Annotated in this window: 12 protein-coding genes; 11 read left to right on the top strand and 1 reads right to left on the bottom strand. The window is 50.3% G+C overall.

The window, feature by feature from the left end:
* Positions 1 to 128 precede the first annotated feature (128 nt).
* From H6750_02510 to H6750_02500, 3 genes are all read left to right on the top strand, one after another.
* Positions 129 to 560 carry a hypothetical protein gene (locus tag H6750_02510; GenBank protein ID MCB9773184.1) on the top strand — a complete coding sequence of 144 codons (432 nt, stop codon included), beginning with the start codon at positions 129 to 131 and terminating at the stop codon, positions 558 to 560.
* Between the two features lie 77 nt (positions 561 to 637).
* Entirely contained in the window at positions 638 to 1,186 is a 549-nt protein-coding gene (locus H6750_02505; GenBank protein ID MCB9773183.1) for an outer membrane beta-barrel protein, read from the top strand.
* Between the two features lie 89 nt (positions 1,187 to 1,275).
* Entirely contained in the window at positions 1,276 to 1,779 is a 504-nt protein-coding gene (locus H6750_02500; protein MCB9773182.1) for a hypothetical protein, read from the top strand.
* A 114-nt stretch (positions 1,780 to 1,893) separates the two neighbouring features.
* Here the strand turns inward: H6750_02500 and H6750_02495 are convergent, their stop codons facing one another.
* Positions 1,894 to 2,451, bottom strand: coding sequence for an OsmC family protein (locus tag H6750_02495; GenBank protein ID MCB9773181.1), 558 nt, complete (start codon positions 2,449 to 2,451; stop codon positions 1,894 to 1,896).
* A gap of 1,075 nt (positions 2,452 to 3,526) precedes the next feature.
* On the opposite strand from H6750_02495, the gene H6750_02490 reads away from it, so the two are divergent.
* The 8 genes from H6750_02490 to H6750_02455 all read left to right on the top strand — a co-directional run bounded on the left by H6750_02490 (position 3,527) and on the right by H6750_02455 (position 17,926).
* Positions 3,527 to 7,609, top strand: coding sequence for a DUF4365 domain-containing protein (locus tag H6750_02490; GenBank protein ID MCB9773180.1), 4,083 nt, complete (start codon positions 3,527 to 3,529; stop codon positions 7,607 to 7,609).
* A gap of 519 nt (positions 7,610 to 8,128) precedes the next feature.
* Positions 8,129 to 9,403: a sugar ABC transporter substrate-binding protein gene (locus tag H6750_02485; GenBank protein MCB9773179.1), complete on the top strand. Its 1,275-nt coding sequence runs from the start codon at positions 8,129 to 8,131 to the stop codon at positions 9,401 to 9,403.
* Between the two features lie 1,129 nt (positions 9,404 to 10,532).
* A complete protein-coding gene (locus tag H6750_02480) occupies positions 10,533 to 10,763 on the top strand; it encodes a DUF433 domain-containing protein (GenBank protein MCB9773178.1) in 231 nt (76 codons plus the stop codon).
* A 9-nt stretch (positions 10,764 to 10,772) separates the two neighbouring features.
* The gene (locus H6750_02475) at positions 10,773 to 11,012 is read left to right on the top strand and encodes a DUF2442 domain-containing protein (protein ID MCB9773177.1); all 240 of its coding nucleotides are present in this window, start codon (positions 10,773 to 10,775) and stop codon (positions 11,010 to 11,012) included.
* A gap of 265 nt (positions 11,013 to 11,277) precedes the next feature.
* Positions 11,278 to 12,162, top strand: a complete 885-nt coding sequence (locus tag H6750_02470) for a sugar ABC transporter permease (GenBank protein ID MCB9773176.1) — start codon at positions 11,278 to 11,280, stop codon at positions 12,160 to 12,162.
* A gap of 266 nt (positions 12,163 to 12,428) precedes the next feature.
* Positions 12,429 to 13,265, top strand: coding sequence for a carbohydrate ABC transporter permease (locus H6750_02465; GenBank protein ID MCB9773175.1), 837 nt, complete (start codon positions 12,429 to 12,431; stop codon positions 13,263 to 13,265).
* Positions 13,262 to 16,402, top strand: coding sequence for a discoidin domain-containing protein (locus H6750_02460; GenBank protein ID MCB9773174.1), 3,141 nt, complete (start codon positions 13,262 to 13,264; stop codon positions 16,400 to 16,402). Before H6750_02465 ends, H6750_02460 begins: the two co-directional genes overlap by 4 nt.
* Before the next feature lie 144 nt (positions 16,403 to 16,546).
* A complete protein-coding gene (locus tag H6750_02455; protein ID MCB9773173.1) occupies positions 16,547 to 17,926 on the top strand; it encodes a beta-glucosidase in 1,380 nt (459 codons plus the stop codon).
* The last annotated feature ends 1 nt before the right edge of the window (position 17,927 follow it).

The raw sequence follows: 17,927 nt of genomic DNA, 5'->3' as shown, positions 1-17,927 counted from the left end.
ACTCTTCTTCTAATTTTTCCCCGGTTGCTTTCAAAAATCATTTTGTCGGGGCCCTACAGATTTGGACCCTTCCGACGACAACTAATCTCACAGGTATCGCCCATTCATTGAAAAGGAGATACGACCCGATGAAACAACACTCGATTGTAAAAAAAGACCTTCAATTATTGGTGGTGGTGGGGGTGCTAGGTGGATTGATGATTGGTTGCAGCAGCCCTCAATCGGTGGGTATCCAAATTGGTGAATCCGAACGGCCTTATTACCCCGTCGTTCATAAGCAACCTGGACCTCCGCCCCATGCTCCCGCTCATGGCTACCGTAAGAAGTTTGCCTATCAGTATTATCCCACGGCCAATGTCTATTACGACCAATCGCGGAAGGTGTATTTTTATCTTTCCGGCAGCGAATGGGAAATGGCGGTGTCCCTGCCCTCCTCTCTCCGCATAGATGTACGGGAAGCCGTATCCCTGGAACTTGAAACCGACCGACCCTATAAGGAGAACGACAAACACATTAAGCAAGTCAAATACAAAGAAAAGGGCCCGAAGTGGAAACGGTAGTAGGAAGAAAAGTCATAAAGGTGCAACCAAGTGTCCACGTATTATTAGCCGGAGTATTGTGAAAGGAGATGGGGGATATGAGCGGGTCAAACAGAGTGAGGTCGAAGTGGGGCATCTGTGTCGGGGCAGTACTGGGAGGCCTTCTTACAATTTCCACTTGGGCGCAAGCCGCTGACCCGCAGCCTCAAAAGCCCTGGAATGTCGGAGGAACAATGGGATTCCTGGCCAATACTCCCGATGACACGGCCTTTGCCCTAAATTTCAATGCCGATGCAAACGTAAACCGCCACGTAGCCGTTGGACCGCTCTTGCAATTGGGGTTTACCGGTGACCTCACCCTCGTGGGATTATCGGGACAGGGTAAATATGCGATTCCTCTGCCCGAATTGGGCGAGCGCTTCAAGATCATCCTGCAGGGTGGCATTGGATTTGTGCATGCGGATATAGGGCCATCGGATACCTCGTTCCTCATCCCCATAGGCATCGGGGTGAATTACCAAATAAATCCTCAACTAGCCTTCAAAAGTGATTTTCTCCTGAACTTCACCGACCTTGAGCTCGGGCGCGGGCGAGGCCACAATGATACCAATGTGATGCCCGGCCTGACCTTTGGCGTGCGGTTTTGATAATCTCCGCCCCCAGGGTACCAGCCTGCTGAATGCCGCCGTAATGAATGAGCACACTGAACCGGGTGTATCGAGAAAGGAAGCATGCGATGAAAAAATGGGGATGGCTGGTGCAGTATGGTGGAACGATAATCCTCGCCCTGGGGCTTGGAGCGCTGTTGAGCCAGGTCCCGCTGTTCTATGAGACAACCCTTGGCACCACTAAATTGCGAGCATCGCAGGGGGTCCAATTTTTAGGCTTCGCTGGGGCCTTAATTGTGTTTTGGCAATTGGGCCGACGGACGTCAAATGAACTTTCCCCCCTGGTGCCGAATTTGAGATTTCTTTGTCCGGTGATCATGCCAGTAACCACCTTAATAGTTTTGACTGCCAGTCATCCCGTCGCCGGACTGGTGCTTCATCCATTTCTAGGAAAATCCCATAAGATCATGTATAACTGGCTGTTCGTGCTTGGCATCGTCAGTGCCGCCCTATGGGTGGTGATCGCCTGGTATGTCAAAGCCGCTCCCCTTCTTCAACAACCGGACGAGGGCAAAAAGGTGTTGACTACAGCATCGCCCCTTTCTTCTCACGAGTTCCACTCACCCTTGTGACTTGAAAAAGGGTGTGATCAGGTCACAAACAATTTACAAATGAGGGGCCAGGGCTTGCCCTGCTCCATCCGCCGATTCCGTTTGCTGCCAATTCCTTCAACTTTGTTCGATTGTTTATTTCCTCTCGATATTCACCTGGACATTGGTGCCATGGGAGGTCATGTCGAACACCGGTGAGAGTTTACTCAACGCCTTGAGTTTCTCGATGTTGTCCGCATCGGTTTTGACCTTAAAGTTGACTCGAATATTCTCAAACCCGCTTCTGACGGTGTTCGAGAGGCCAAGGAATCCCCTGATATCCAGGTCACCCTCGAGTTCCGATTCCAATGCGTCAATTTTAATCCCCCGCACGGCCGCATGGTACACCAAGGTGGTCGTCAGGCATCCCGCCAACGCATGTAACAGATGCTCAACGGGATTCGCACCGGTATCATGCCCGGCCAAAATGGCGGGTTCATCAGCATTCAAGATGAATGCATCGTCGTGGGGAATTTCCTGCTTTGCCGCATAAAAGCTTGAGACCTTCGATTGGTTTTGCCCACACGTACTCCAGGTGTTTTTGATGTGAAACTTGCATTCACCCAGCTTGGGATCACTCTCGACGTTTTTCACCAGCTCTTTCACCGCTGCGACATTGACACCATTAAGAATTTGCGCTTCAGCCATGGCCATTCACCTCCATAAATTAGTCAACCCTATTGTTAATATTTGGGAGGTCTTCCGACATTCCCATGGGTAAATATTCAGGTTGATTGTTCCAGTGTCCCCCTCCTTTGTAAGGAGGGGCAAGGGGGAGGTAGCCTCTGCGGAGCCTTCCATGTTTGATCCAGTGGTGGTTGATCGATAACTTACGGACTCTACCTCACCTACCCTCTCCTTACAAAGGAGAGGAATTTAAAGTCGCTTCATGGCGAAAGAGGAGCACGGGAATGAGGGTGACACATGGAAAATCCTGCTGAACCATATTTTGGTATATATTTGCCTAACCGGAGATAGACCGCCTCATTGTTGTGCTGTCTTCGCTCAATAGTGAAGAGGAAATTCTACGCTTTTCAATTAAAAAAGGGTATGGCCAAAAAAAACCTCCTCGCCCATTTCCGAGTAAGGAGGTTTCAGTAGAGGAGCAAAGGTTCGCAGGGTTGCGCAGGCGGATCACAGCCGTGCCGATAGAGCCCCAAGGGGTCAGCAAGAAAGCTCTGCATCGTGCAGGAAGCAGCATGGGTCGTTTCCCCAAAAAAAATTCTTTCGAAGGAGTGACCCACCAAAGACTTTTCACCGCGGCATTTATGTTGGAATGCCAATGCCGCGATTGGTAGGGAATGTTTGGAGCGACTCTCTACCCCTCGGGAAAAGAAGTTAAGCAGTAATTATCTGTTGCCGGGCTAGGAGTGCAAGTGGGTACGGTTCCGATCATCTCGGGCGCTGTCTTGGCGAGTATGGCCTCGGCTGGTGATAAAGTAGACGGCTCAGAAAATTTAAGACGCACTGCATGACCCATGGGGCGAGAGTTTAGCGAGAACATGTGTGATGGTAAGATCTGATCCCTTTTGTTTTCTTAAAAAGAATTAAGAATGTTGGGTTTTATGAAAGGCTCTCCCTCTTGCCTTTTGTGAATGGGCATTCCACAAACTTTGGCTACCTAGGGTCGGGAATCCGTGAACCCCAGATTCACCAAACAAAAAACTGTTATTTTTGATATATTTCTATAAGAATGAAAGGCTTAATTTAACAACTTAAATGCGAACCCATGTCTGCAGAAACGAAAAATTTCCCAAATCGCCCAAGAACTCATGTAGTGGCCACTACTAGTCTGAATTCTTTTAAAGCCCAGAGTCCGCAGGAATGGATAATTGAGGAGTCACAATATGACTACGGTTGGGATTTAAATATAGAAATACCCGAGGGAGAGTCTGTAACAGGACTTGGCCTTTTTGTTCAACTTAAGGGTTCCGATAAACCTGATTATATCAATAAAAACCAAGATATTAGCCTCCCCTTAGAGGTAACAACCGTAAATTATCTACTCGCTAAACCATTGCCAACCATGGTTGCCCTCTGTGACACAAAACGAAATTCTTTTCCGGTGTATTGGGTATGGATTAAGGAAGAAATTAAGCGAATTGAAACCACAACACCCAATTGGCAAGACCAACAAACGGTTTCCTTGCGAATTCCTGTCTCTCAAAGATTATCAGGACAAGCAGATATAATTTTTGAATACGTTCGAAATTTCAATGAAGGCCAACAGGTCAACGCCAAAATCCAAGAATGGGTAATTGGGAATCCAACTACGGGAGTCCATCCAGACTTTTCAGGTTTTACAGGTCAGTCTCCCAAAGTAATCCTGGAAAGAGCAAAAAACGTTTTGGAGAAAACTGGAATTATTGAGGTCTTCGAAGATGAGGCAGGTGAAAAGACTAAAACCCTTAGTGATGAAGATCGACAGAGGGTTGAAAAAATTAGGAAAGCTGCCTCTTATTTGGAAAATCGGTTGGATCAGCAAGCGCAAGTCATTTTAGATGAAATAGCTACAGAAATCCCTGGTGCTACTGACGGAATAAGAGCCAAATACTACAACATTAGGGGAGTTTTGGCTCTTCACATGGATCAAAGAGAGAATGCAATTCAATTTTTCAATCAGGCTGTGCAATTAAGGCCGAATGAAAAGGTTTATATCTGCAATCAGCTGGGAATTCAGTTTGTTCTCTATTTCCAAAAAGTTAATCATTCTGGAGAAAATTTTCCTTCAGATTGGTTAGAGCGCTTAGAAGCCTTACTCGGAAAAAATCCAGACTTCACTTCCGCAATAAGGCTCAAGGCATATTATATAGGTGAGACGGAGAATGCCGATCGGGCCAAAATTTTTTTGGAGAATTCGCCCGCATGGAATCAAGACCCAATTTCGACACGTTTGTGTTTAGCCGAAATTTATAAGGACGCCGGAGAAAATACAAAAGCCCTCTCTACAATTGAGGAAGCTGAAACATTAGATTGCTTGATTAATCCTTGGCTTCTGAGCCTTAAAGGACTTGTTCAACTTTTAATGGCCCTAGGTAAGACAGCGAAAGTAAATGAATCTATACGCTTGAATTTTAGAACGAAAATCCTAGACTTAAATCAACTTTATAATTCCTATAATTCATATCTAAAAGCCCTCACCGAATATTCCATAAGTGGTTTTCCATTAACTTCAGCGCCAGCAATCGGAAATTTTTCTAATGTGGCCTGTATGTTAGAAAAAACCGAAAAAGCGGAGGATTTTTGCAAACAATTTTTAGAGAAACATCAAGATAATAAGGAAATACAAAAAGCGCTCGCTGGCCTTTATGTTTTTAAGGGACAGTCCTCTAAAGCTATTCCCTACCTCAAAAAGCAACACAGAGGGGACAAGAAAAACTCAACCGTTTATAAAAATTTAATTCTTGCACTCTTAGTAGCGGAGGAATTTGAAAGTCTCCTTGAAACAATAGAAATGCGCCAAGATGAGGGATTTCAAGATAACGAAGAAGAGGGCCTTTCTCGTACCCTTGCTGCAATGGCTTTTGCCGAACTTGGAGAGACAGCAAGAGCCTTTGAACAAGTGCAAATACTAAAGAACGATAATAATTTTGTTGTCGAAAGTATCACTGCTGAAGCAGAAGTGGTTAGCCGAGCATTTGGGGATAAGGATAAAGCTTCAGAAGTTTATCTTTCTGGGATTTTTCAATATCCAGATGACTTTAATCTATTAACACGATACTCCTGCCATTTGGGTAGTCCAAATGCAATGACTGCTGAAGAGGTTGTAAAGGTAAATGAGCATATTTCTATACAAAACCAACTGGCCCCGGAGCAATATTTATGGCTTATTAAGGGATACCTTTTGTTAGGTGAGCCCGAAAAAGCCGCCGAGGCAAGTAGGCAGGCTATTGGTCGTTATCCAGAAGACGACCGTTTTTTATTTATGCAAGCAAACGTTTTATTAAGTCTGGGAGATGAACTGGGTGCATACAATTGTGTTCAAGAATACATAAAGAAAGAAAAAACCTATTCCAGCCTTCTTGAAGGAGCGCGTTTAGCTAGAGATATAGGTAAGGAGGACAATGCAATTAAATTATTCGAGCTTGCAAAGGACAGGACGACTGACTCAAAAGAATTGTGCAAAATTCATTGCCAATTATACGTTTTAAAGAAAAGACGTGGAGATCAACCCAAAATAATTTTACGTCATGCCATGAAGTTCGGAGAAAACACTCAAGGCGATATTGAAAAGGAAGTTCAGTTTTTTATGATGGTGATGATGTGCCCCAAAGGCTTAGATGAAAACGATTTGGAAATAAAAAAATGGCTTAAAGAAACACATGTTAGAATTGATACATTTGTAAATGCCCACCCTCACCACCCTTCTTTTAGGCGAATTCAATGGAGTGAGGGAGAATCATTTCAAAAACATATTAATAATATTCTTTCAGATATGGTCGCTCTGTCCCTGCCCTATGAATTATCAACCACATCATTGCGGTTATCCGCTCGAGATCAAATTCTTCCTTTATTTATTAGACGTCAAATATTTCTGGAAACAAAATCGTTGTTTTGGTTCTGGGAACTATGTACCGAATCTGATGAATTCGCTTATGCCATTCATATTTGGGGTAATGAAAATAGGATGGAAGACGAAGTTAGAGTTGCCCAATCCACCAATAAAATTTGTATTGATATTACGGGGTTATTGACCCTAGCAGAATTTGATTTGCTTAATTTGTTGACAGAAAAATTTCAGCAGATTTTCTTAGTGCGTGAAACCCGAAATCTTGTGGATAAGGGGTTTTTAGATCCTGTATGTCCTCACCCTTTAGCCCAAAAAATTCATCAATGGAGGCTGGCTCACCTTAGTCAAATAAGGATACGAACTGCTCCCCCTCCTGTAGATGCCCAAGAACATGAAAGGGAAAACGGAAAGCCTTTTAATGTTTCTGATAAAACAAAACGCCCGTTGCATAATTTCTTTGGAGATGGAATTGGGGAGTCTATTTCTTTGGCACAAAAACTGAGCTGTCCCCTTTATACTGACGAAGGGATTTTAAGGGGTGAATTAAGTAGGCATTTTGAAATTCAATGTTTAGGTTCATTGGGGTTTTTAACCCACTTGAAACAATCCGGTGAAATACCCGAAGGCCGAGCTATTGAATTGATGGCAAAAATGATTGCAAAAAATTTTAAACATATTCCATTCTCTTCTGAAAATCTGTCTTTTTTATTGAAAGAAATTTTGCTTCAACATTCTGATATTCCCAACAGTCAAACACTATCAGAACATTCCGTATTGGGGGTTTTTCTTCGCCAATTCGGAGATACCTCTGTTGACATTATTTCGCTTTACTTCGTAGCAGTCGAATGGTGGGTGAAAATTATATTGGATCCTAATGTTCCAAATCAGGTGCTTCCAGAATGTATGGAAGTCATAAGTGGTAAGTTAACCATTTGGCGAACTATCGGTGGGGTTTTGTCTAGTGTTCCTGACGAGCCGGAACAAATGGCCGCCACCCTGTGGGCATCCTTTCTTTGGAAATGTCACAGAATCGGCGAGCAAAGTAAAGCATACGAGGCTTGGTTAGCAATCAATGAGTGCTGTGCGCGGTTGTTTCGGGACCACTACTCAAAACAACAGAAAATTAAATTTACCTTAATTCCAGAAAAAATTATTGAAATCGCAAACAAGGATATATGCCTAAAAAATACAACCCAGAGGGTAACTTGTTTTGTAAATCTCACCCTCGAATTTCCGCAAGGGAATGAAGATCGGGAAATTTTGGAAGATAGGTTTCGTGATCTTGCCCGTAGATTAAACTAAGAAATGGTTTGTTTTGGAAATGGGCTGCCCTGTACTAGGCCCATTGTTTTTTAGTGGTTGGCTGTATGGGGCCCACCTTACTAGCGCATAGTTTCTGTAAGCTCCCTTGTCTAACAGCCAGTTGTGGCCTAAAGTTACTCCCCGATAGAAAGTGGTAGCGGGAAGGGTCCGCTCTTTGGAACTTTCGTTCATATTCCAGACGAGAGCCCAAAATGGTATGCTCAACTGTGCAGGTCGCTGAGGAATTGGGAATACGATGAGTTGCATCAGCACACTGCAATTTGTCGTTCACCAGCCATCATGGTTGCTTGCCCCCAGTAGCCGGGCGTTTTGGTATTGATTTCCCCCGTTAGGTAAACCCCCATCATCTTGACAATACTGTGCCATGTGTAAGGCTACGTCATATCCCGCCAATCGCTGGTTTTACGGCTGATGCCGAAGCCTATCGCTCATTCAGAAAGCAGATTGTACAGTATGGCAATAGTTTGGGAAAAAATATGGAGAGAAAAAACAGCGGGGATGTTTGTGGTTGTCTTCGTTCTGTTGGCTGCATTGTTTGCCGGATGCACAAGCGGGAGCGGTCAGGATGATATTCTGGAAATTAAGTTCTGGGCGATGGGTCGTGAAGGGGAGATTGTTCCTGAGGTGCTTAAAAAGTTTGAACGCGAGAATCCGGGGATTCGTGTCATTGTCCAGCAGATTCCCTGGACCTCGGCTCATGAAAAACTGTTGACGGCCTTTGCGGGAGATGCCCTGCCTGATGTCGCCCAGATGGGCAATACCTGGATCGCGGAGTTTGCGGCGCTGGATGCCGTTGCCGGGCTGAACGAGCTGGCAGAGGCTTCTTCCGTGATTAAGGAAGAGGATTATTTTCCGGGGATCTGGGCGACGAACGTCGTTGGCGATACCTTATATGGGGTGCCCTGGTATGTGGATACGAGGCTCCTCTTTTACCGCCAGGATATTCTCAGAGCTGCCGGGATTGTTCGCCCTCCACGTGACTGGGCTGAGTGGATGCAGGCCGCCACGGCCGTGAAGCACCATGTTGGAAAAGACAATTTTGCCTTTTATGTGCCACTGAATGAATATGAGATGCAAGTGTCCCTTGCTCTTCAGCAAGGGGTGCCGTTGCTGCGGGACGGGAATCGGTATGGCAATTTTTCCAGCCCTGAGCTGGTGGCTGCCCTTGATTTTTATCTCGACTTTTTCCGCAAGGGTCTGGCACCGCCTTCCAGTGAAACCGACATTGCCAATGTGTGGGATGAGTTTGCACGCGGGCACTTTACCTTTTATCTGACCGGGCCGTGGAATATTGGCGAATTTCGCCGCCGGTTGCCTGCCGATCTGCAGGATGATTGGATGACGGCCATCTTGCCGGGGCCTTCGGGTCCGGGTGCCTCGACAGCAGGCGGTTCCAGTCTGGTGGTGTTTAAACATTCAGAACATAAAGATGCGGCATTCCGGCTGGTGGAATTCCTGTCCCGTCCCGAAATTCAGCAGCAGTTTTACGAGATCAGCGGCAATCTGCCGCCGCGGCGGTCAAGCTGGCGTGGAGAGCGGCTTGAATCAGATCCGTATCTCGTGGCCTTCAGGGAGCAGCTTGAGCGCGCATTACCGGCACCGAAAATCCCTGAGTGGGAACGCATCGTGCAAGAATTACGCGTGGTAACGGAGCGTGCGGTGCATGAGAAATGGACGGCTGCGGAGGCGGCGCGTGAACTGGATAGCCGGATCGATCGCATTCTGGAGAAACGTCGTTGGATGCTGGCGCGGGATGGGGGAGAGGGGGCGTGAAGTTGTTTGTGGTAAGTTTGATGTTTGCTGGGTTTCGGCCCGGCAGGCGAGCCACTTTTGTTTCGGCAAAAGTGGCCAAAACCATTAACGCCCCGTCCGGTCTTATCAGATGGGACGGACGCGAGCTTGAGGAGGGTGGCCTAACTCGTAGGGCTCAAACAAAGTCCGCCCGTTCATAAGAGCGTCCGACCCAAGGACCGGACGGCAGGCGTCAGTCAACGGCAACAGGCACATAGACATAGAAGGCTTTGGAAATTAATTGGAGTCACCATAGTAAAAAGAGTCTGTGATGAGAACGCATGGCACTGATATTCCTCACTCTCGTGTTCATGCGCTTTTTGGTGTTGCCGGGTTTCGCCCCGGCAGGCGAGCCACTTTTGTTTCGGCAAAAGTAGCCAAAACCAGTGACGCCCCGTCTGACTTCAAAAGAGGGGCGGGACGCAAGTTTGCGGAGGGCGGACCAACTCGCCGGGCTCGAACAAGGTCCGCCTGGGGATGAGAGCGTCCCTCCCTTGGGCCAGCCGGCAGGCGTCACCGCAGCGCCGAGGAGGGCACACAGATATAGAAGCCTTTGGAAATGAATCGGAATCACTATCGTACGAACGTGTTGGGATGAGAGCGCATTGCACTGGTGGCTGGAAATCTCGTTGCGACGAGGTTTTCTATGTTGCCGGGTTTCGCCCCGGGTGGCGAGGTCCTTTTGTTTCGGCAAAAGGACCCAAAACCAGGTTGGCCGTGGTGTGGCCCTTCGGGTTCCCTGCGCGGTTCGCCGACTCCGGCGTCGCGCAAACTCGCTGCGCTCAAACAATGCGCGACTTTTCTCCGGTGTCGGCTGCACTGCTCGGTCACACCACAAGGCCAAGAGAGACTGTCGAAACTATGTGCCCCTTAATTATAGTGGACCAACTCGCGGAGCCTGCCCTGAGTTTTTGAAGGGTTCAAACAAAGTCCGCCGGTTCATGAGAGCGTCCGACCCATGGACCGAACGGCAGGCGTCAGTCAATGGGGAGACAACACACAGACAAAGAAGAATTTGGAAATTAATTAGAATCACTATGGATGAATCCCTGAGCTTATGATTGTCCAGGACCGACTGTTGGTTTACAATGGCAGGAAGAGAAAATAGCTTATGAAATTTACACGAATCACCGTTAATACCCACCAGATGGATGGCGTGCCATGCATTCGGGGCCTCCGGATTCCAGTCGCTACTATTGTGGCGATGATAGCAGACGGCATGAGCACGGAAGAGATATTGAAGTCCTATCCTGATCTGTGCTCGGAGGATATCCGCGAAGCCTTGAAATATGCGGCTGAGGCGGTCCGCGAACGAGAGTTGCCGCTTACTTCGAAGGGTTGATAAGGGAAAATTACAGAAGTTATTCCAAAAGACGATCACCTCCTATACATCAAGGCTGATGATGGGCAAGCCGGCCTGTTTGACATTACACCCTACCTTGAATCAGAAGCGTTGGCTCCGTTAAAGGATCGAAACACATTTGAGCAAATTCGCAACGGGGGATATTTTGTTGAGTGGGCCTGTGGAGCCGACCTTTCTGCCGATACGATTCAGGCGCGATGGAAACCTCTCACAAGCGAAGACACGTAATATCTAAGGGCCTCCACCTGGTCCGCCACAGGCATTTGGCTCCTTCGGAAGAAATCATCTTTGATCGAGTTTCCGTGGACGCGGTTTTTGAGGAGCCACACACTCGTGTGCGTTGATTGTCCATTGCCATTGCAATAGAATTGACCGAAGCTTGAGTTCTATTCTTCCCCCGATAGTCCTCTAAATTTCCAGGCATCATCTTCCATTCAATATTTTGGCGAATAGTGGAATCCTCTCTCTACAGAGCGTGGGAAGGAAGAGCAGGATCGTGAAATCGTCTGTGGCAGGCTGGCTGTTTGCCGGGCCGGCGCTGGCGATCATAGGCGTCTTTTTCTTTCTGCCGGTGCTGGCGGCGTTTGCTCTCAGTCTGACGGATTTTGATATTTATGCCCTGGCCGACCTGTCCAACCTGCGATTCGTGGGTTTCCAAAACTATATTGAACTGTTGCAACGGCCGCTATTCTGGCAGGCCCTGGGTAATACGCTGTATTTCGTGCTGGTCGGTGCGCCCCTCTCGGTGTTCGTGTCGCTGGCGGGGGCCCTATTGCTGAACGGGCAGATGGTGCGCTTCAAGGGGTTCTTCAGGACGGCCCTGTTTGCGCCGGTGGTGACGACCATTGTGGCGGTGGCGGTGATCTGGCGATATCTTCTGCATACCCGTTATGGCTTGATCAATTATTCTCTCGATTGGTTGGGCCTTCCCGTTGTGGACTGGCTGGGGGATCCACATTTTTCCATGCCGTCCATCATTCTTTTCGCGGTCTGGAAAAACTTTGGCTACAATATGATCATTCTCCTGGCGGGCCTCCAGGCGATACCCGGCGATTTGTATGAGGCCGCACGGATTGACGGGGCCAATGCCCTTCAGCGTTTTTTTCATGTCACCTTGCCTTCCCTTATTCCTTCACTGTTTCTCGTCGGGGTACTGACCATGGCCGGATATTTCCAATTGTTTGCCGAACCCTATGTGATGACACAGGGCGGACCCGTCCAGAGTACGCTCAGCATTATTTATCTAATGTATGAAGAAGGGTTTAAATGGTGGAGCCTGGGCTCGGCATCCGCTGTGGCCTTTATTCTTTTTGTTTTTATGATTGTGGCGGCAATTGGCCAGCTTGTGGTGATGCGCAGGTATGGAAGTGGAGTGTGAGTTTGGTTCATTCTGTGTTGCCGGGTTTCGGCCCGGCAGCCGAGCCACTTTTGTTTCGGCAAAAGTGGCCAAAACCAGTGACGCCCCGTCTGGCCTTATGAGAGGGGAGGGACGCAAACTTGCGGAGGGCGGCCCAACTCGCCGGGCTCAAACAAGGTCCGCCAGGGATAAGAGCGTCCCTCCCTTGGGCCAGCCGGCAGGCGTCGGAGCAGGAGAGTCAAAACTTTCAGGGATGCATATAAATAGTGTGGAGGCATAAGTTCTGAATGATCGGTAAGTCGGTGAGACATCTGTGCCGAGGGTCAGGGGTGAATGTCGGCTTGTCGTTTCTGGCCGCGTTTTCCCTGATCCCGTTGCTGTGGATGTTGAGTGTGTCCTTTATGGCTCCGGGAGAGGCCAGCAATTTTCCGCCGCCGCTGTTGCCGGAGCATCCGACCCTCGCCAATTATATTAAGCTCTTTGAATATTCCAGCATGGGAAGGAACTTCTTGAATTCTTTGTTTGTCGCGACGGCGGCTACCCTGTTGTCACTGACGTTCAATGTGGCTGCCGGATATGCGTTTGCCAAACTGGAGTTCAAGGGGCGACACCTGTTGTTCCGCGGGCTGTTGAGTGCCCTGGTGATTCCGGCCCAGGTGTCCATGATTCCGTTGTTTTTGATGTTGAAAGGGATGGGGTTGGTGAATAGCTGGATCGGTGTGCTGATCCCCTTTGTGGCCAGCATATTTGGTATATTCCTGGTACGGCAGTATGCCTTGTCCATTCCGACGGAACTGATCGAGTCGGCCCGAATTGAAGGGGCCAGTGAACTACGCATTTTCCGTTCGGTTGTGGTGCCGCTACTGACACCCATTCTGATTACACTGGGGCTGTTTACTTTTATGGCTGCATGGAATGATTTTTTATGGCCGCTGATCGTCCTGACCGATAGCGACAAGTATACTCTGCCGATTGCGCTGGCCTCTTTGTCACGGGAGCATGTGCAGGATGTCGAACTGATGATGGCCGGTGCGGTGATCACCGTGACCCCGGTCCTGATTCTGTTTCTGATGCTTCAGCGTTTTTATATGAGTGGAAATCTTGCGGGAAGTGTTAAAGGATGAGAAGTGTGTGGCGTGCAGCCGGCTTCCTCTTTGTCGGCCTGGTCTGGGTGTTTTTGCCGGTGTGCGCGTTTGGGGAGGAGACCGCCGCGAATGATTTTCGGTTACTTGACGGTTTTGAGCATGTCGGGGAATGGAAGACCATCGCCACGGAATATAGCGAGGCCTCGATCAGGATGGCAGAAGGCGTGAAGGGCAATGCGCTTCAACTGTCCTATGAACTTCGAACCGCCGGGACCGCCAATCTCCATCGGGCCCTTCAACTCGATCTGTCGAACAATTTCGAGATCGCATTCAGGCTCAGGGGGCATGCCCCACAATCTACTTTTGAGATTCGGCTGGTGGATGAGAGTGGAGCGAATGTCTGGTGGAAGCAGTTTCATGATTACGAATTTCCTGATGACTGGACAACCGTTCGTATCCGGCGAAGCGATATCCATTTTGCCTGGGGGCCGATCGAGAACCATGATCTCAACACCATCGCCAAATTTGAATTTGTGATTCTTGGCGACACCGGTGACAAGGGGACGGTCGAGTTCGATACCCTCCGGATGCGGCCACTTCCTGAGCCGCCCGCCGTGATTCCGCCGGTTGTGGTAATGGCCGGCGACATCCCTGCCCCTGCCGTCGTTGACGGTAATAAGGAAACCTCCTGGACTGCCGACACACCCACGGAACTCATATTTGATCTGGGCTATTTGCGCGATCTTGGCGGACTGACCTTGCGATGGGCGGAGGGTCAAATGCCCGAAGCGATGGACATGGCCCTTTCTGAAGACGGAACAGCCTGGACCACGCCGCACTGGGAATTGGGTACCGGACCTTCCTCGTCAGGAACGATCGGGTATGTGCGAACGGCAGAGGCGTTCGGGCGTTTTGTTCGCCTTTCACTGACTCCGTCAGCAGGTGGACGGGTCGGCTTGCTGGAAGCGCGGATTGAACCACCGGAATTCGGGCAGGATGACAATCGATTTCTCCTGTCCTTAGCCAGGGACGCCAACAAGGGATCGTATCCGCGCAGTTTCCTTGGTGAGCAGATTTACTGGACCATCGTTGGCCCTCCAGAGGGTGGCCGGTCGGCCTTGCTGTCTGAGGATGGCGCCATGGAACCGGGCCCCGGCGCGTTCTCGATTGAACCGTTTCTTCTTGAGAATGGGTCGGTGTTGAGCTGGGCCGACGGCGAACATCACCACAGTCTGCTGGATGACTATCTCCCCTTGCCCCGAGTGCGCCGGATCCATGAGGGTCTCGCATTGGAGATCAGTGCTCATCGTCCGCCTGTTCCCACTGGACGAGATGGGGGAACGGACGGCCATGCCCGGGATGTGGTGACCAGATATCGTGTGGTCAATACCGGTACGATTTCCCGAACGCTCACCCTGGCTCTTGCCATCCGCCCCTTGCAGGTCGATCCGCCTACGCAGATTCTGAACCTTGTGGGTGGTGTCAGCAACATTGATCAGATCGGCTGGGATGGTGCCGCATTTCAGGTGAATGGTGACTGGTCCGTGTATCCTGAGCTGAAGCCGGACCATGTGTCACTCGCGGAATTTGAGCGGGCCGGGTTCCCGCATGTGCAGGATGCCGGGGCCGGCACGGTGTCGCAAAGCCTGGTGGCGCCGGGAGGCTTCGGGTCCGGCGTCATGTATTTTAATGTTGCTCTGAAGCCGGATGAGGTTCGTGAAGTTTCTGTCGTCACCGTGCTCGGTTCCGAGAGCGGGCGTGCGCCCGACCTGAACCGCGAGGCCATTGATGCCGGAGAAAAGGCCGCAGCCGGGGAATGGCTTGAAATTCTCAATCAGGTGAACATTTCAGGCCCGCCTGATTCCATGCCGATGCTCAATAGCCTGAAAACCGCATTGGCTCATATGATGATCACGCGCGACGGACCGGCACTGCGTCCGGGTCCACGAACCTATGCCCGTTCGTGGATACGTGATGGCGCGATGATGAGTGAAAGTTTCCTGCGTCTCGGGCACAACGACCCTGCTGTTGAGTATGCCCGCTGGTACGCACCGCACCAGTTCTCCAGTGGCAGAGTTCCCTGCTGCGTGGACAAGCGTGGCGCGGATCCGGTTGTGGAGAATGACAGCCATGGAGAGTTGATTTTTCTGATTGTGGATATTTACCGGTACACCGGAGACCGTGCGTTTGCCGAGATGATGTGGCCCCATGTGGACAAGGCAGCGGCGGCCCTCGATGCCTTGAGGCTGTCGGAACGCACGGAGCATAACCGTCAAGATGATCGCAAGGCATTCTATGGTCTGTTACCGGCCTCGGTGAGCCATGAAGGGTATTTAGACCGTCCGGCCTATTCATTCTGGGATAATTTCTGGGGTCTGAAAGGATTGCATGATGCGGCGTTTCTTGCTGAGGAACTGGGTCATCCTGACCGCGCAGCCGACATCAAAGCCGATGCCGCTGAATTTGCCGCAGATATCAGCGCGTCAGTCAGTTTGTTGGGCGAAGAACTCGGTCATGTGCCGGGGGCCGCAGACCGGAAAGATTTTGACCCGACGTCCACAACGATCGCGCTTTCGCCGACCGGGGCGGCAGCAGCCCTGCCACGAGAGTTGCTGATAGCCACATTTGAAAAAGCCTGGTCCGAATTTGTGGCGCGGCGCGATGGCACCAAGGCGTGGACGGTCTATACGCCTTATGAATTCCGTCAGGTGAGCGCGCTTGTGCGGTTGGGTGAGCTGGAACGTGCTCATGCCCTGCTTGATTTCTATATGCGGGACCGTCGCCCGGCCGCGTGGAACCAATGGAGCGAGGTGATCGGCCGGCTTGAACGGGATCCGCGTTTTATTGGTGATATGCCCCATACCTGGGTGGGATCGGATTTCATCCGGGCGGTGCTTGATCTGTTTGTGTATGCTGATACAGAAGCCGGCTCACTGGTCATCGGGGCGGGTCTGCCGCGAAATTGGTTGCAGGGTGAAGGCATCCGGGTGCAGGGGCTGAGAACTCCGTATGGCGAAGTGTCCTATGCGGCACGTGATGAAGGCGGGCAGGTGCACATTGATTTGCTAGGATCGACCATGCCACCCGGCGGTTATGTTCTCCCAGCTTCACTGAAGGGCGACGTCAGGGTAACATTCAATGGAAGGCATCTGGACGTTCGCTGGACATCCCCATAAAAACCAGCTGCTGCGAATGGGTTCCCCACCTTTGTCTCCTCCTTGCAAAGAAGAGGAATTCCAGGCTGATGTCTGTCGCAAGGGGAGCACGAGAAGAATGTGACCCATGGAAAAATCAGAGAAAGAAAAAAAGGATAAACGTAGATGAAAAAACACGCGACATTTCCCGAAGGGTTTCTCTGGGGTGCTGCTACATCGGCCTACCAGGTTGAGGGGGCCCCGCTGGCCGATGGTGCAGGTCCAAGCATCTGGCAGCGTTTCGCCCACACGCCGGGAAATATCCTGAATGGCGATACCGGCGACGTCGCCTGCGATCATTATCATCGCTGGCGTGAGGATATCGCGCTCATGAAGGAGCTGGGATTGCAGGCCTATCGGTTTTCGGTGGCCTGGGCGCGTATTTTTCCTGAAGGCAAAGGAAGCCTGAATGAGAAGGGCCTGGATTTTTACGAAAGGCTTGTTGACGGCCTTCTGGAAGCCGGGATCGAACCGCTCCTGACATTGTATCACTGGGATTTGCCCGCAGCGTTGGATGATCTTGGCGGATGGCTGAATCCGGACATTGCGCATTGGTTTGCCGATTATGGGGAGGCGATGTACCGGCGGTTGGATGGCCGGGTTAAAAAATGGACGACACTCAATGAACCCTGGGTGGTCACGGATGGCGGCTATTTGCATGGCGTCCTGGCCCCAGGGCATTCCTGTCACTATGAAGCGCCGGTTGCCGCGCATCATCTGATGCGCGCCCATGGTGCGGCCGTTCAGGCCTATCGTGCGGTCGGGGCTCATGAGATCGGCCTGGTGGTGAATATCGAGCCGAAGTATCCGGCGTCGGATGATCCGAAAGATCTGGCGGCTACCAATCGTGCGGATGCGTATATGAACCGGCAGTTTTTAGATCCCGCGCTCCTGGGATCCTATCCGGAGGAAATGACGGAGATCTTCGGTGACGCCTGGCCGGAATGGCCTGCCAAGGACTTCGAGCTTATTTGTCAGAAGATCGATTTTGTCGGGCTGAATTATTACACGCGTGCCGTGACAGGTGATGGCCCGGACTGTTTGCCTGTCAGGGCCAGGACGGTTCGCCAACCCCACAAGACCTACACGGAAACCGGGTGGGAGGTCTATCCGGAGGGGCTTTCCGATACGCTCCTCTGGCTCAAAAATCGGTATGGTGAAATGCCGCTGTATATCACCGAGAATGGCTCGGCCTTCTTTGATCCGCCGAAAGCGATTCATGGACGGGTCATTGACCCGGTACGGATGCACTACCTGAACCAGCATCTGTGCGCGGTCCGGACCGCGATTGAGAAAGGCGTCGATGTGCGGGGATATATGGCCTGGTCTCTGATGGACAACTATGAATGGTCCTTCGGGTATGCCAAGCGATTCGGCATTGTTCATGTCGATTTTGAGACTCTCGAGCGCACGCCGAAGGATACAGCCCGGTATTATTCGAAAATTATCGAATCCAATGGTGCGGTTCTGGACGAACCCTTTCTGCCTCTTTCCGTGCATGCCTAAC

Source organism: Nitrospiraceae bacterium (assembly GCA_020632595.1).
GTDB lineage: Bacteria > Nitrospirota > Nitrospiria > Nitrospirales > UBA8639 > Nitrospira_E.
This window is presented reverse-complemented; position numbering and strand designations above follow the sequence as displayed.